Source organism: Propionigenium maris DSM 9537 (assembly GCF_027925155.1).
In the GTDB taxonomy this organism is placed as follows: Bacteria; Fusobacteriota; Fusobacteriia; order Fusobacteriales; family Fusobacteriaceae; genus Propionigenium; species Propionigenium maris.
The window spans coordinates 148,051-161,480 of sequence record NZ_BSDY01000007.1 but is presented as its reverse complement, the minus strand read 5'-3'; the positions used below and the strand labels follow the sequence as shown (position 1 = coordinate 161,480).

At 43.2% G+C, this 13,430-nt stretch carries 10 protein-coding genes and 1 pseudogene; 7 read left to right on the top strand and 4 right to left on the bottom strand.

Features of this window, described 5'->3' with window-relative positions; all coding sequences use genetic code 11:
* The first annotated feature begins 200 nt into the window (after nt 1–200).
* Nucleotides 201–2,123, top strand: a pseudogene (locus tag QMG11_RS09305) (putative bifunctional diguanylate cyclase/phosphodiesterase).
* A gap of 169 nt (nt 2,124–2,292) precedes the next feature.
* Here the strand turns inward: QMG11_RS09305 and QMG11_RS09300 are convergent.
* The 4 genes from QMG11_RS09300 to QMG11_RS09285 form a co-directional block, all read right to left on the bottom strand.
* Nucleotides 2,293–2,682 (bottom strand): DUF2914 domain-containing protein, encoded by a 390-nt coding sequence (locus QMG11_RS09300; protein ID WP_281835423.1) that lies wholly within the window; start codon nt 2,680–2,682, stop codon nt 2,293–2,295.
* 12 nt (nt 2,683–2,694) lie between these two features.
* The gene (locus QMG11_RS09295; protein WP_281835421.1) at nt 2,695–2,904 is read right to left on the bottom strand and encodes a hypothetical protein; all 210 of its coding nucleotides are present in this window, start codon (nt 2,902–2,904) and stop codon (nt 2,695–2,697) included.
* A 138-nt stretch (nt 2,905–3,042) separates the two neighbouring features.
* Nucleotides 3,043–4,434, bottom strand: coding sequence for a tryptophanase (locus tag QMG11_RS09290; protein WP_281835418.1), 1,392 nt, complete (start codon nt 4,432–4,434; stop codon nt 3,043–3,045).
* A 187-nt stretch (nt 4,435–4,621) separates the two neighbouring features.
* Nucleotides 4,622–6,691: an alkyl/aryl-sulfatase gene (locus QMG11_RS09285; protein ID WP_281835416.1), complete on the bottom strand. Its 2,070-nt coding sequence runs from the start codon at nt 6,689–6,691 to the stop codon at nt 4,622–4,624.
* A gap of 230 nt (nt 6,692–6,921) precedes the next feature.
* On the opposite strand from QMG11_RS09285, the gene QMG11_RS09280 reads away from it, so the two are divergent.
* The 6 genes from QMG11_RS09280 (at nt 6,922) to QMG11_RS09255 (ending at nt 13,429) form a co-directional block, all read left to right on the top strand.
* On the top strand, nt 6,922–8,091 hold the full coding sequence (locus QMG11_RS09280; protein ID WP_281835415.1) for an OmpP1/FadL family transporter: 1,170 nt from the start codon (nt 6,922–6,924) through the stop codon (nt 8,089–8,091).
* Between the two features lie 299 nt (nt 8,092–8,390).
* Nucleotides 8,391–9,506, top strand: coding sequence for a TetR/AcrR family transcriptional regulator (locus tag QMG11_RS09275; protein ID WP_281835413.1), 1,116 nt, complete (start codon nt 8,391–8,393; stop codon nt 9,504–9,506).
* A 194-nt stretch (nt 9,507–9,700) separates the two neighbouring features.
* Nucleotides 9,701–10,420 carry a beta-ketoacyl-ACP reductase gene (locus tag QMG11_RS09270; protein ID WP_281835412.1) on the top strand — a complete coding sequence of 240 codons (720 nt, stop codon included), beginning with the start codon at nt 9,701–9,703 and terminating at the stop codon, nt 10,418–10,420.
* An 18-nt stretch (nt 10,421–10,438) separates the two neighbouring features.
* On the top strand, nt 10,439–11,641 hold the full coding sequence (locus QMG11_RS09265; protein WP_281835410.1) for an acetyl-CoA C-acetyltransferase: 1,203 nt from the start codon (nt 10,439–10,441) through the stop codon (nt 11,639–11,641).
* 15 nt (nt 11,642–11,656) lie between these two features.
* Nucleotides 11,657–12,061 (top strand): MaoC family dehydratase, encoded by a 405-nt coding sequence (locus QMG11_RS09260; RefSeq protein WP_281835408.1) that lies wholly within the window; start codon nt 11,657–11,659, stop codon nt 12,059–12,061.
* 222 nt (nt 12,062–12,283) lie between these two features.
* Nucleotides 12,284–13,429: an acyl-CoA dehydrogenase gene (locus QMG11_RS09255; RefSeq protein WP_281835407.1), complete on the top strand. Its 1,146-nt coding sequence runs from the start codon at nt 12,284–12,286 to the stop codon at nt 13,427–13,429.
* Nucleotide 13,430 lies beyond the last annotated feature (1 nt).

Here is a 13,430-nt window from a genome sequence, read left to right as displayed (position 1 = left end):
TCAAGGAGTTTAAGGAAAAGATGGAAGGGGAAGGACTTGTACATTTCAAAGAGATGGAAAGAGCTCCTTTAATTGTTTCGCTTTTGATGTATTTAATTTGAATGTGCACATAATCAGGTTGGAAGTTATAAAAATCACTAGAGAAACTTTAGATTATTTTGTATAATGTTATGAAATAATAAGTTTTTTGAGAGGTAAGGATGAATTTTAATACTATAAAGAGGTTTGTTTCTCCCGTAATATTCTTGGGAATAGGGGTTATCCTCCACTTTCTCTTTGTTTTCCACCTGGAAGGGGAAAGGGCTTTAAGGGAGATGGATGAAGCCCTACTAAGGGCTGCTAAAAATTTAAAGTTCTATGTGGACAGAGAGTATATTAACTCAGGCCTCAACTCCTCCTCCTACACCAAGGAGAAAGCGGTGAAGTTGAATTCAGAGCTTCGGCTCAGAGCGGAGGAGCAGGGGGTTGACTACCTCTACCTTCTTATAAGGAGGGGAGAAGGGATTCGATATGTGGCTTTAAGCTGCTCCAGGGAGGAGCTCATAAAGGACCCTAAGGCCTACTACTGGTACTCCTTTTCAGAGGCTGGAGATGATTCCTTTGATGAAACCTGGGATGCCTTTGATGGGAGAGAGCCTGTATACCTGGAATCCTCAGATATATGGGATACCTATCGTTCCATCTATATACCTGAAGTTGCTCCAGACGGCACGGAATATCTTGCAGGGGCGGATATTACTATAACTCATTTTAAAAAAAACCTTCTTATAAGGACAGCCAAAACTATCTCAGGTTTCTGGATCTTTGTTTTATTTTCCCTGCCACTGCTCCTTTCCTTTTGTAAGCTTAAGAGGGAGAAGAGGGACTATAAGGAGAGGGTTACAGAGCTCAGCAGCCTGGATACCCTTACTGGAACCTATAACAGAAATACCGGAATGAGATACCTGGAATCTGAACTTAAGGAGTGCCTGGAGAAGGGGCTTCCCTTCTCCATCTGCCTTGTGGACATTCAGAAGCTGGGCTATATAAATAAGAGGCATGGCCTGAATATGGGGGATGAAGTGCTGAAGACAGTGGCCCTTATTTTGAGGGATACCTTCAGAAAAACAGATAAGCTAGTGAGGCTCGAGGGGGATAAGTTTATGGCTATTCTTCCAGGATGCAATGAAAATACAAGAAGCCTCCTTGCTTCAGCTCTTTTGGAGAGGCTTTCAGCCTATAATAAATATAACAGGAAGAATCACTTTATTAAGCTTCACTATATCTTTAAAGAGCACAGAGAGGGAAGTGGTGACAAGTTTATAGAGGAAACCCTGTCCCACCTACTTTTAAAGAAAAATCATGGGACTGCTTATGATACGATGATTCAGGAGGAGATGCTCAATGGTCTTGAAAACAATGAATTTGAGACCTTCTTTCAGCCAAAGGTGCACCTAAAGAAGAGAAAAGTGGAGTATGAAGCCCTTGTAAGGTGGATACATCCAGAGAGGGGAGTTATCTCCCCAGAGGTATTTATACCTCAGGCGGAAAAATCTTTCCTTATAAGCCGGTAAACCGAGGTGGTTCTAAGAAGATCCCTAGAGGCTGCTGAAAGGTTGGGGACCAATATATCGGTTAATATATCTCCAGTTGTATTTGAAAACCATAACTTTATAAGGGAGATGGAGAGAATTCTTTTCCGCTCTCCCTTCAGCAGGTTTATAACCTTTGAGATCACTGAAAATATTGCTATTAAGGATATGGATTCCACCCTGAGGAAGATGGAGAGGCTTCAGAAGTGCGGGATAAGGTTTTCCATAGATGATTTTGGAACGGGGTATTCCTCCCTGGGATATCTGGAAAAGCTTCCCATAGGGGAGCTCAAGATAGACAAAAGCTTCGTTCAAAATATTGATAAGCATAAACTGAACCACGAGATAATAGGTTTTATATGTAGGGTAGGAAGGGTCATGGACTTTACTGTAATTGCAGAGGGTACAGAGGAGGAGTGGCAGATCCGTGAGCTCATCTCCCTGGGGTGTCAGAGCTTTCAAGGATACTTCTTTGATAAGCCCCAGCCTTTAGAGGTGATTCTAGAGAGAAGGGAAGGTTATCTGGAAAAGATAGAGAAGTTAAGCAAATAAAAGCAACGTGACGTTGCATCCTCATAATTAGATGGGAGAATGATTCTTTTACGTAATTTTTTATAAATTATATATTTTTCTTTATACAAAAAAAGGACCAATGGGTCCTTTTTTTAGTAAAATTCCAATAAATTTTAGCTTAAAGCTAATTAGCTACAGCTGGTAAAAACTACTCCACTGTAAAGGTGGTCTCAGTAATAAGGTTATCCTCATCATCTACAACTTCTACCTTCCACTTTCCAGGAAGATAGAGGTGCTTAGTAGACCATGTTCTCCATCTGAATCCAGCAATCTTAAGTTCCACAGAGGCGGTGAGAGTCTTCTCATCTTCCTCCCCCAGGTAGTACCAGTTGTGGTAGATGGTCCTCTCCTCCCCTATATTCTTAAACTCTGTGTAGAAGTACCCCTTGGAGTATAGGTTGAATTTACTTGTTGAAAGCCCAGGCTCCCTGTTGACAACATTGTCTGTGAGGAGAGCTCTCTCCAGGTTGTAGTCCTGTTGGCTGTATGCGGTGAACCCAGCAACTACCATCATTATAATAAGAATAAGTTTTTTCATAGTTACCTCCTCCTATATTAGTCCGTAGATCCCGTGGACCTGTACCATCTTACGGTTAAAGTCATCTACCTCTTTTGTAGTAGATAGTATCATACTACTTCCCTCTATAACAACCACATTCCCCTTTTTAACCTCATGAAGCATCTCGTCTAGGAGCCTTTCATAGGTAAGATAGTCCTGGGACGACAATATACCGGTAATCCTGCTTAATTGTATCTTCATAGTATTTCTCCCTCTATATTAATAACATTATTATACCACTATTTTTCCCTTAAGGATACCACTATCCCAGGAGGAAGAAAAAGTTTTAGACTATCGCTCCAAAGAAGAATTTAATATTAACAGGACCTCAGAGGGTAACTATCTGTCCTTTACAGGTTTCAACCTGGCAGTAAAGTGCCTCAGTACCTCTGGCTCCGAGACTATCTCATAGCCCCCTATCTCCTGCCGCCTCTTGTAGATATTAATAAGGGCAGCGGCCACCACATCCATATGACTGTTTGTATAAACCCTCCTTGGGATGGTGAGCCTCAGCAGCTCCAGGGGAGATTCCAGCTGCTGGCCGCTATCTGGATCCCTTCCCAGGAGGAATGATCCTATCTCCACTCCCCTTACTCCTGCTTCCCTGTAGAGCTCTACGCAGAGAGCCTGGGCGGGAAATTGGTTAAATGGAACGTGGGGAAGGAACCTTCTGGCATCTACAAAGACCGCATGTCCCCCTACCGGCCTCTGGATAGGAATCCCGGCCTCTATAAGTTTGTCAGCTAAATACTCTATCTGTCCTATTCTTGTGGAGAGATAGGCTTCATCTGTACTTTCCACAAGTCCCACAGCCATGGCATCCATATCCCTTCCAGAAAGCCCCCCATAGGTAGGGAAGCCCTCCATGGGCACAACCATAGCTCTCACCTGAGTGTATAGCTTTTCATCCTCCCTTATGGCGATCATTCCTCCCATATTTACTATGGCGTCCTTCTTGGCAGACATGGTGAGGGCATCTCCATAGGAAAACATCTCCCTTATGATGGAGGAGATCTCCCGGTCCTTAAACTCATCCTCCCTTCTTTTTATAAAGTATGCATTTTCAGCAAACCTGGCTGAGTCGAAGACCACTTTTAAGTTGTATCTATCGGCTACCCTTCTCACCTCACGGATATTATCCATGGAAACGGGCTGTCCCCCTGCAGAGTTACAGGTGATGGTAATCATAATAAAGGCTATATTTTCCCTGCCCTTTTCAAGGATAAACCTCTCCATTTCCTCTATATCCACATTCCCCTTGAAGGGATGCTCTAGCTGTGTATCATAGGCCTCCTGGATAACCATGTTTACAGCCCTTCCTCCCTTGAGCTCCACATGGGCCTTGGTGGTATCAAAGTGCATATTATTTATAACATACTGCCCCTCTTTTATTAGAAGGGGGAAGAGCACATTTTCCGCTCCCCTTCCCTGGTGGGTGGGAACAAAGTATCTGTATCCTACTACACCTTTAACGGCTTCCTCCAGCCTGTAGAAACTTCTGCTTCCAGCATAGGACTCATCCCCCAACATGAGAGCAGACCACTGCTTGTCGCTCATGGCTCCTGTTCCCGAGTCTGTAAGGAGATCTATAAAGATATCCTCTGCCCTCAGGGCAAACTGGTTATACCCAGCCTCTACTATCCTTCTCTCCCTCTCCTCCTTTGGAATAAGGGAGATGCTCTCCACCATCTTTATCTTATAGGCTTCAGCCATCTTAGAATAATCGCACATAAAATCTCCTCCAATATTATTTTTACTCCTGATTAAAGCACACTAAAGGTTTCCTTCGCCCTTTGCAGTAGCTTTCCTTTATTATTCTCCTCAGTAAGGCTGGATGGGATAAAGACTAAATAGGAACAATAAGAAAAGAGAGCCCTGAAATTCAGGACTCTCTCCAATATGGTTTAATAAGTTCCCTCTATCCACCTGCAGAGTCTCCGATATCTCCCTGTTCAAATGGTTTCTTCTCAGGGGTGATATCCTTCTCTCCAGTACCAGGCATAAGCTCAAATCCCAGCTCAAACTGAACCAGAAGAGATTTAAGGGTATCATATGCCCCACGGTCTCCCTTGAGCTTTGCCTTTCCAGACTTGATCTGGTCATCAAAGGTAACAGCTCCCATCATAACCTCCTCTAAGTCGGATCTGTCTATGGTAATGGTGAGGTCTGGAGCGTCGGACTGGTATCCCTCTATATTTGTGAGGGTAGCATTGCTAAGTTCCACAATAAACTCCTCCTTGTTATCGGGAGTAATCAGGTTTATTGTAAACTCCTTATCTCCGGCTCTTTGGCTATCCAGTCGTATTCCAAGGAAATCCAGCCACAGTTCTGTGGTCATGGCCCTTATAACATCTGGTCCAGCTGTTTTAGGGGAAGCCCCTCCAGGGATTCCCGAACGCAGTTCAAGGGCAGCAGCCAGGAAACTGTTACGGACACTAGGGCTCTCCTGCTGGTATCCGATCTGTTCAAATACATCTGCCAAAAGATCCTTTGCCTTCTGATTGTCTGGCTCAGCATATACAAGCTTATTTAAGATCTCCTGGGCATAGAGGTATTTTCCGTCATTGTATAACTTTTTACCTTCTCTGAGGATCTTTCGGGAGCCTCCCATCATCTTAACATAGAGAGGGGCTGATTCCTCTGGAGAAAGGGGGATAAGGGTGGTAGGATTACCGTCCCAGTATCCCAGATACCTGTTTACTACAGCTCTACTGTTGTGTTCCACAGAACCGTGGTAGCTTCTAGCTGCCCACTGCTGCTGAAGGCTTTCAGGGACCTCATACTCATTGTGGATTTCATTTATAGTGACTCCCTGATTGGCAAGGTGAAGGACACCGTTATTCAGGTTTGCATAGGTATCCCTCTGGGCCCTCATTACCTCCTGGATACGCTCATTACCCCAACGAGGCCATGAGTGGGAGGCAAACATTACTTCGGTTTCCTGACCAAAGAGATAGAGAGCTTTGTTGATCTGTTTAGACCATTCCAGAGCATCCCTTACAAGAGCTCCCCTGAGGGTATAGATATTGTGGATAGTACCAGTGATATTTTCAGCTGCCCAGAATGCCTTCATATCCGGGAAGTATGTATTCATCTCAGCGGGAGCCTCAGTTCCCGGAGTATTCTGGAATACCATCTTAATTCCGTCTACAGTGAGCTCCTCTATATCCTTTTCTATAGTAACATTTGGCTTGATGAGTCCCAGATTACCGGCAGCGGTGTTCTTACCTATAGACTGATCCACATGTCCATAAGGAGCCCTCGGAAGAAGTACACCATACTGATAGAAGAGTCTTCTGTTCATGGCATTACCTGCGGAAACATTTTCAGATACAGCATGTTCCATGAATCCCACAGGTGCTATAACCTTTACCTTGCCACTTGTAACATCCTTTTCATCGACTACACCTCTAACTCCACCAAAGTGGTCTGCATGGGAGTGGGAGTATACCACAGCAACAACTGGACGCTCCCCAAGCTGCTCATTGATAAACTTCAGTGCAGCAGCAGCAGTTTCCTTGGCAGTGAGGGGATCAAAGACGATCCATCCAGTCTTTCCCTTTATAAAAGTTATATTTGCCAGGTCAAATCCACGCACCTGATAGATCTTGTCTGGAAGTACCTCGTAGAGACCATACTCCATATTGAGGATAGCCTGCCTCTGAAGGGAGGGGTGGATACTGTCAAAGTCTCTTCCTTCCAGGAGCCACTCATAGCTACCTATATCCCAGGCAACGTGACCCTTCTCAGCCATAATCTGCTTATACTGGGGAGCTGCTATAAATCCCCGCTTAGCCTCCTCGAAATCCCTCTTATCTGAAAATGGAAGGGCCGCCTTTTGCTTATTTCTCTCCTCGATGGTAAACGTAGAAGCTTTCTTTCCCTTTTCGTGAAAGTGGGTATCTCCAGTGGCAGCAACTATGATATTACTGGTGCAAAGAATTGCAGTAAGGGCTATTGCCATTACCTTAAAGCTTTTACATCTCATAAAATCCTCCTATCTACCCTGTATTTAATAAAAGTTTTTAACTCCCTGGTTGTTAAAGAAATACTTTAACCCATTATATTGGGGAGTGTTAAAGATTCCTCCTTTTTATACAAAAACAGAGTCCTTCTATAGATTGCAAGGAATGAATGAAGTTCTAAAGATTACAGAAGGAAAAAAGATTCACCCATTGAATAGTGTGGAAAAGTCGAGATAAGGTAAAAGGAGAGAATATGAAGGAAAGAGGGAAGCAATTTTTTAGAGTAAGAGGTCTTGTTTATGTCATATTTGTAATTTGTACCTCCTATGCATATTCAGTTGGAGGGATAGAGATACTCACCAATACCACCAACTCATCTGCAGCCAATCCGGCTCAGCAGTCGGCAGTATCAGCTGAAGCAGTTTTCTACAATCCTGCAGGATCGGCATTCTTAGAGGATGGACACCACTTCCATTATGGAGCCTATGTTGTAGGTACAGACTACGAAACCAGGGTAGGGGGACTGAAACTAGATACAGATGATCCCCAGGTTCTTCCAAGTTTTTCCTATATCTACAAAAGGGATAGGGCAGCCTACTACCTTGGCTTTGGAAATATAGGACAGGGAGGACTTTTAGAGTATGATATCTCCACTCCCACAGTGGAGGACTTTGATGCTACGCTCATTCACCCAGGAGGGATATTCGGAGTTTCCTACATGGTGAGGGAGGATATTTCCATGTCCATTGGGGGGAGATGGGTATACTCCAGGATAGAGGCAGAGGGTAAAACGAAAAACGGAAGGGAGTTTGAGTCCAGGGTAGATGCCTGGGGAATAGCCCCAGAAATAGGAATCCATGCCAGAGTAACAGAAAAGTGGGATGTGGCAGCTAAGTACCTTGGAGAAACGAGCCTCAGCTATGACGGAAGCCTGAAGAAGGGTGAGGAGGGGGTAGTGGATATCCTCTTTGGAAGGTACTCAAGGGATCACAGGAAAAACTTTCCTGCAATACTCTCCCTGGGAACAAGCTATGAACTCAATGAATATCAGGGGGTATACTTTGGATACGACTGGATCTTTGAAAGTGATAAGGATGTGGATAAGGACCTCTATGGGGAATATGATGATACCTATGAGTACTCGGTGTCCTTTGAGCAGTATGTAAATGAAAAGTTTGATCTGATCTTAGGGTATGCCTATACAGATAAGGGGGACAACAATGAGGGGATTATGGAGATCACTGAACTGGATGCCCACCAGGTAGGTACGGGACTGAGGTATAAATACTCTCCAAATACCGAGATAAACTTTGGAGTGGGAATCATCTTCTATAAGAAAGGGGAAGCCCAGGTGGCAGGACAGGAGGTTATCTCAAGAAGAAGGGAAACCCTCTTTGGAGTAGGTGTAAATACAAAACTTTAGAGCAGCTCAGCTGCTCTTTTTTTTTCTTTTTTTTGAAGCTGGTGCTAGAGGAAAAAGGTCCTGGGTGTCCCCCCGCCCTAAGGTTGATAGATAAGGGTGATAAAATTGAAAGGTGGTTCACATCTTGTTCGATATTTTGGTCTTTTGGCATCCTTTTTTAGCATTTAATGTATTTAAAATAAACGATTTTTGAAAAATATGTGGTATATTATATATTGAGAACTTTTTCAAATTGAGAGGTAAATTCGCTAATATTTAATATAGATTTAAAAAATCAGATTTCTATTGAGGGAGAAAGTATGAAAATAAAGAAGGTCACTACTAGAAGGAAGATACTGGATTCTGCGATATTTTTATTTGGTACAGAGGGGTATGACAACGTTTCTGTAGCTAAGATCTGCAGGAATGCAGGGGTATCCAACGGGATTATATATAAGTACTTTAAAAACAAGGAGGAGATCTACAAGGATGTCCTGGATATGACGGTACATGAGCTGAGCAAGAACACAACTCTTATAGAGGGGGTTACTCCCTCCTCTAAGCTGCTGTCCTATATCGAGCTCATATTTCACAGCGCCATGGAGATGGAAAACCTGCTGGCTGCCTGTCGTGAGGGAGAGTACAGGTTTACAGAGTATGAGGAGACCCTCAGAGGGGATATCTACCTCAAGGCTCTGAGCCGTATCTATGGCAGGGAGGTAGATGATGAGGAGTATCTCTATATTACCTCTGGAATAAGATATGTGAGCGTTAAAAACACAAGGATCGAGTCACCTCTGCCTACCAGGTGTCTGAGAAACTTCATAGCAGGAGGGATAGGGGAGAATCCGGCCCTGACCAGGAGCCTTATCTATGGGGAGGAAGCAGAGAGCCAGGAGGTAGATATAAGAGAGGAGATCCTGGAGAAGGGGATGAGGCTCTTTGGAGAGAAGGGATTTAACAGTGTAAAGATATCCCAGATAGCCAAGGCAGTGGGAAGCAGTGTGGGAAGTTTCTACCTGAACTTTGAGACCAAGGAGAACTTTTTTGAGGAGATCCTGAAAAAGGTTCAAAAAGATCTTCTGAGCTACCTCTCATGGGAGGAGTTTTCAGAGGAGAGCCGTGTAGAGAGGGTAGTTGAGGTCCTGGAAAGATTCCTTAAGTTCTTCCATGAGGATCCCCACAAGTACCGGTTTATGAGGGAAGCTGAGTTCATATCCCAGAGAGGGGTGGAAGCCCTCTATGATTCCCTGGGAGAGTTTCTCTACTCCGCCCTTCAGATGGAGAGGACGGAAAAAAATAATGTCATTATAAATTGTATTCTAGGGATAGCCCACTACTCCCAAATTGACCTCTATCACACAGAGGATGAGGGAAGGAGAGGGAAGCTTCTCAATAAACTGAAGGGTTACCTGGAGGATGGTATTTCTGAATAACCTCTCAATAAATAGTCTGAGCAAAATAGCTTAGGCTATTTTTTTTATGCTTTTTTATATCAGTTTTAGGGATTTTTGAATTAAAAAGGATCAAAATTTAGAAAAAAAGTTGATTTTAATCAAAATGTATAGTAATTAATTATTGAACAGGTTCTCAAAGAATGAAAAAATTTAGATAGAGGAGGGATTTTGTTATGAGATTGAAGGATAAGGTTTGTCTTGTTACTGGTGGAGCTAATGGACTGGGTGCTGAGATGGCGAAGTTATTTGCCAAGGAGGGAGCTCAGGTAGTAGCTGCAGATATGAGTGATCTTACATATGAAGCTTCCAATGTTGAGGGGTATAAGCTGAATGTTACTGATTCAGGTGCCTGCAAGGAGATCTTCGACTATGTGGTGGAAAAGTATGGAAAGATAGACGTGCTTGTAAACAACGCAGGGATAACAAGGGATGCACTGACTCATAAGATAGATGACGAGATGTGGGATCTGGTTATGGATGTAAACCTTAAGGGAGTATTCAATCTTACAAAGCATGTGGGACCGCACATGATGCAAAATGGTGCCGGTTCTATAATCAATATATCCTCTGTAGTTGGAGAGTATGGAAATATCGGTCAGGCAAACTATGCAGCAACTAAGGCTGGAGTAATTGGATTATCTAAGACTTGGGCTAAGGAGTATGCAAGAAAGGGAGCGGCAGTAAGGGTAAATGCCATAGCTCCTGGATATATAATGACAGACATCTTAAAGACTGTACCACAGGATCTACTGGATAAGTTTGCTAAGATGACTATGATGGGAAGACTGGGACAGCCAGAGGAGATAGCTAAGGCGGCACTGTTCCTAGCAAGTGATGAAGCAAGTTACATAACAGGTCACACACTCAGTGTAAACGGAGGAATGAGGCTTTAATTTATAGGGGGAAAAAAGGTGAAAAAGGTTTATATTGTAAGTGCAAAGAGAACAGCTATAGGAAGTTTTTTAGGGTCATTGAAAACTGTAGAACCAGCTGAGCTCGGGGGAAGGGTTATAAAAAGTATTATAGAGGAAACTGGAGTTGATCCAAAGAATATAGATGAGGTTATCCTGGGAAATGTCCTTTCAGCAGGACATGGACAGGGAGTGGGAAGACAGGCAGCTGTAGCTGGAGGAATTCCATATGAAGTACCTGCTTACTCAGTGAATATAATCTGCGGAAGCGGAATGAAGGCTCTTATGAATGGAGTAAACAATATAAGAGCAGGTGAGGGAGATCTTATCCTGGCTGGTGGTGTGGAATCCATGTCTCAGGCTGGATTTGTAGCTCCTGCAGCTATAAGAAACGGTCATAAGATGATGGACCTCAAGATGACAGATCATATGATAAAGGATGGTCTTACAGATGCCTTTAACGGATATCACATGGGAATCACTGCTGAAAATATCGTAGAAAAATACAGTCTTACAAGAGAGGAGCAGGATGCCTTTGCAATGGCATCTCAGGAGAAGGCAATAGCTGCTGTGGATTCAGACAGATTTAAGGATGAGATAGTTCCAGTGGAGATAGTTACAAGAAGGGAAACTATCGTATTTGACAGGGACGAGTATCCAAACAGAAGAACTTCTTTAGAGAAGCTTGCAGGTCTTAGACCTGCCTTCAAGAAGGATGGTTCGGTAACTGCAGGAAACTCATCAGGGTTAAATGACGGAGCGAGTATAGTTCTTCTGGCTTCAGAGGAAGCTGTGGAAAAATACAACCTTAAGCCTCTTGCAGAGGTAGCAGCCATAGGTCAGGGAGGAGTAGATCCTTCTATAATGGGTATGGGGCCTGTACCTGCAATAAACAATCTATTAAGCAAGACAGATGTTAAGTTAGCCGATGTGGAACTTTTTGAGTTAAATGAAGCCTTTGCTTCCCAGTCTCTTGGAGTAGTGAAGGAGCTTTCCAAGCAGCACGGCGTAACTGAGGAGTGGATCAGAGAGAGAAGTAATGTAAATGGTGGAGCTATTGCTCTGGGGCATCCAATAGGGGCTTCTGGAAACAGAATCATTACTACACTGGTTCATGAGATGGTAAAGAGAGACAGTAAGAGTGGAATAGCCTCTCTATGTATAGGTGGAGGAATGGGTACTGCCATATTATTAAAGAGATAAAAAAGGATGTGGACTATGAAATTTGATGAACTTAGGGTCGGGATGAAGGACAGCGTAGCTAAGACAGTTACCGAGACCGATGTAATAATGTACTCTGGAATAACTCTGGATACAAACCCGGCACATCTAAATGAGGAACACGCTAAAAATACTATCTTTAAAAAGAGGATTGCTCACGGAATGCTTACAGCGGGATTTGTTTCTGCAGTGCTGGGAACAAAGCTTCCTGGAGAGGGAAGTATCTACCTGGGACAGGAGCTAAAGTTTACAGCTCCAGTATATATGGGAGATACCATTACAGCTCAAGCTGAGATCATAGAACTTATACCTGAAAAAAATCGTGTGATACTGAGAACCACCTGCACAAACCAGGACGGTAAGATGGTATTGGACGGTAAAGCTAAGATAATGAAGAAGTAGAAAATAATTGTACCCAGGAAGTAGATGCAGGATTACGGTTCTGCATCTTCCTTGGGGGAATAAAGTTAAAAAAATAACTTTTGTTTATAGTTTATCTCTTTAATGAATATCAAAGGAATAAACTATACTGCATTGATATGAATTATCTACGTAAAAAATACCAATAATTCATTCAATAGCTATAAATAACTTTTTATTTAATAGATAATCAGGAGGGAAAAAATGCATTTTGAACTACCAAAGACACATGAACTCTTTAGACAGATGATAAGAGAATTTGTGGAAAATGAAGTAAAACCACTAGCTACAGAGATCGACGAGGAGGAAAGATTCCCAGTGGAAACTGTGGAAAAGATGAGTCAGATAGGACTTATGGGAATACCTGTACCAAAGGAGTATGGTGGAGCAGGTGGAGACAACCTTATGTATGCCATGGCTGTAGAGGAGCTATCTAAAGCATGTGGAACAACTGGAGTTGTTGTTTCAGCTCACACATCTCTAGGAATGGCGCCAATCTTAGAGTTTGGAACTGAGGATCAGAAGAAGAAGTATCTTCCTAAGATGGCTACTGGTGAGTGGGTAGGAGCTTTTGGACTTACTGAGCCAAATGCAGGAACAGATGCAGCAGGTCAGCAGACTACAGCTGTTTTCGATGAGGAAACAAATGAGTGGATATTAAATGGTTCTAAGATCTTTATCACAAATGCAGGTTATGCCCATGTTTATATAATCTTTGCCATGACAGATAAATCCAAGGGACTTAAGGGAATCTCGGCATTTATCGTAGAAGCAGACAGACCAGGATTCAGCGTAGGTAAGAAGGAGAAGAAGCTTGGAATCAGAGGATCAGCTACATGTGAGCTTATCATGGAGGACTGCAGAATTCCTGCAGAAAACCAGTTAGGATCAACTGGAAAGGGATTCAAGATAGCTATGATGACACTAGATGGTGGAAGAATAGGAATCGCGTCTCAGGCTCTTGGGCTTGCTCAGGGAGCACTAGATGAGACTGTAGGATATGTAAAGGAGAGAAAGCAGTTTGGAAGAGCTATCGCTAAGTTCCAGAACACTCAGTTTGAGCTTGCAGATATGCACACAAAGACTGAAGCAGCTAGACTTCTTGTATACAGCGCAGCTTGGAAGAAATCCAACAAGAAGCCATACTCTCAGGACGCAGCTATGGCAAAGCTATTTGCTGCAGAAACAGCAATGGAAGTAACTACCAAGGCTGTACAGCTTCACGGTGGATATGGATACACAAGAGAGTACCCAGTAGAGAGAATGATGAGAGATGCTAAGATCACTGAGATCTATGAGGGAACATCTGAGGTACAAAGAATGGTAATCGCAGCTGGACTTCTGAAGTAAT

Bases quoted from the DNA above. Each gene is read 5' to 3' on its own strand.
- QMG11_RS09300 (WP_281835423.1), bottom strand. From the start codon at position 2,682: ATGAAAAAACTTATTCTTATTATAATGATGGTAGTTGCTGGGTTCACC.
- QMG11_RS09295 (WP_281835421.1), bottom strand. From the start codon at position 2,904: ATGAAGATACAATTAAGCAGGATTACCGGTATATTGTCGTCCCAGGAC.
- QMG11_RS09290 (WP_281835418.1), bottom strand. From the start codon at position 4,434: ATGTGCGATTATTCTAAGATGGCTGAAGCCTATAAGATAAAGATGGTG.
- QMG11_RS09285 (WP_281835416.1), bottom strand. From the start codon at position 6,691: ATGAGATGTAAAAGCTTTAAGGTAATGGCAATAGCCCTTACTGCAATT.
- QMG11_RS09280 (WP_281835415.1), top strand. From the start codon at position 6,922: ATGAAGGAAAGAGGGAAGCAATTTTTTAGAGTAAGAGGTCTTGTTTAT.
- QMG11_RS09275 (WP_281835413.1), top strand. From the start codon at position 8,391: ATGAAAATAAAGAAGGTCACTACTAGAAGGAAGATACTGGATTCTGCG.
- QMG11_RS09270 (WP_281835412.1), top strand. From the start codon at position 9,701: ATGAGATTGAAGGATAAGGTTTGTCTTGTTACTGGTGGAGCTAATGGA.
- QMG11_RS09260 (WP_281835408.1), top strand. From the start codon at position 11,657: ATGAAATTTGATGAACTTAGGGTCGGGATGAAGGACAGCGTAGCTAAG.
- QMG11_RS09255 (WP_281835407.1), top strand. From the start codon at position 12,284: ATGCATTTTGAACTACCAAAGACACATGAACTCTTTAGACAGATGATA.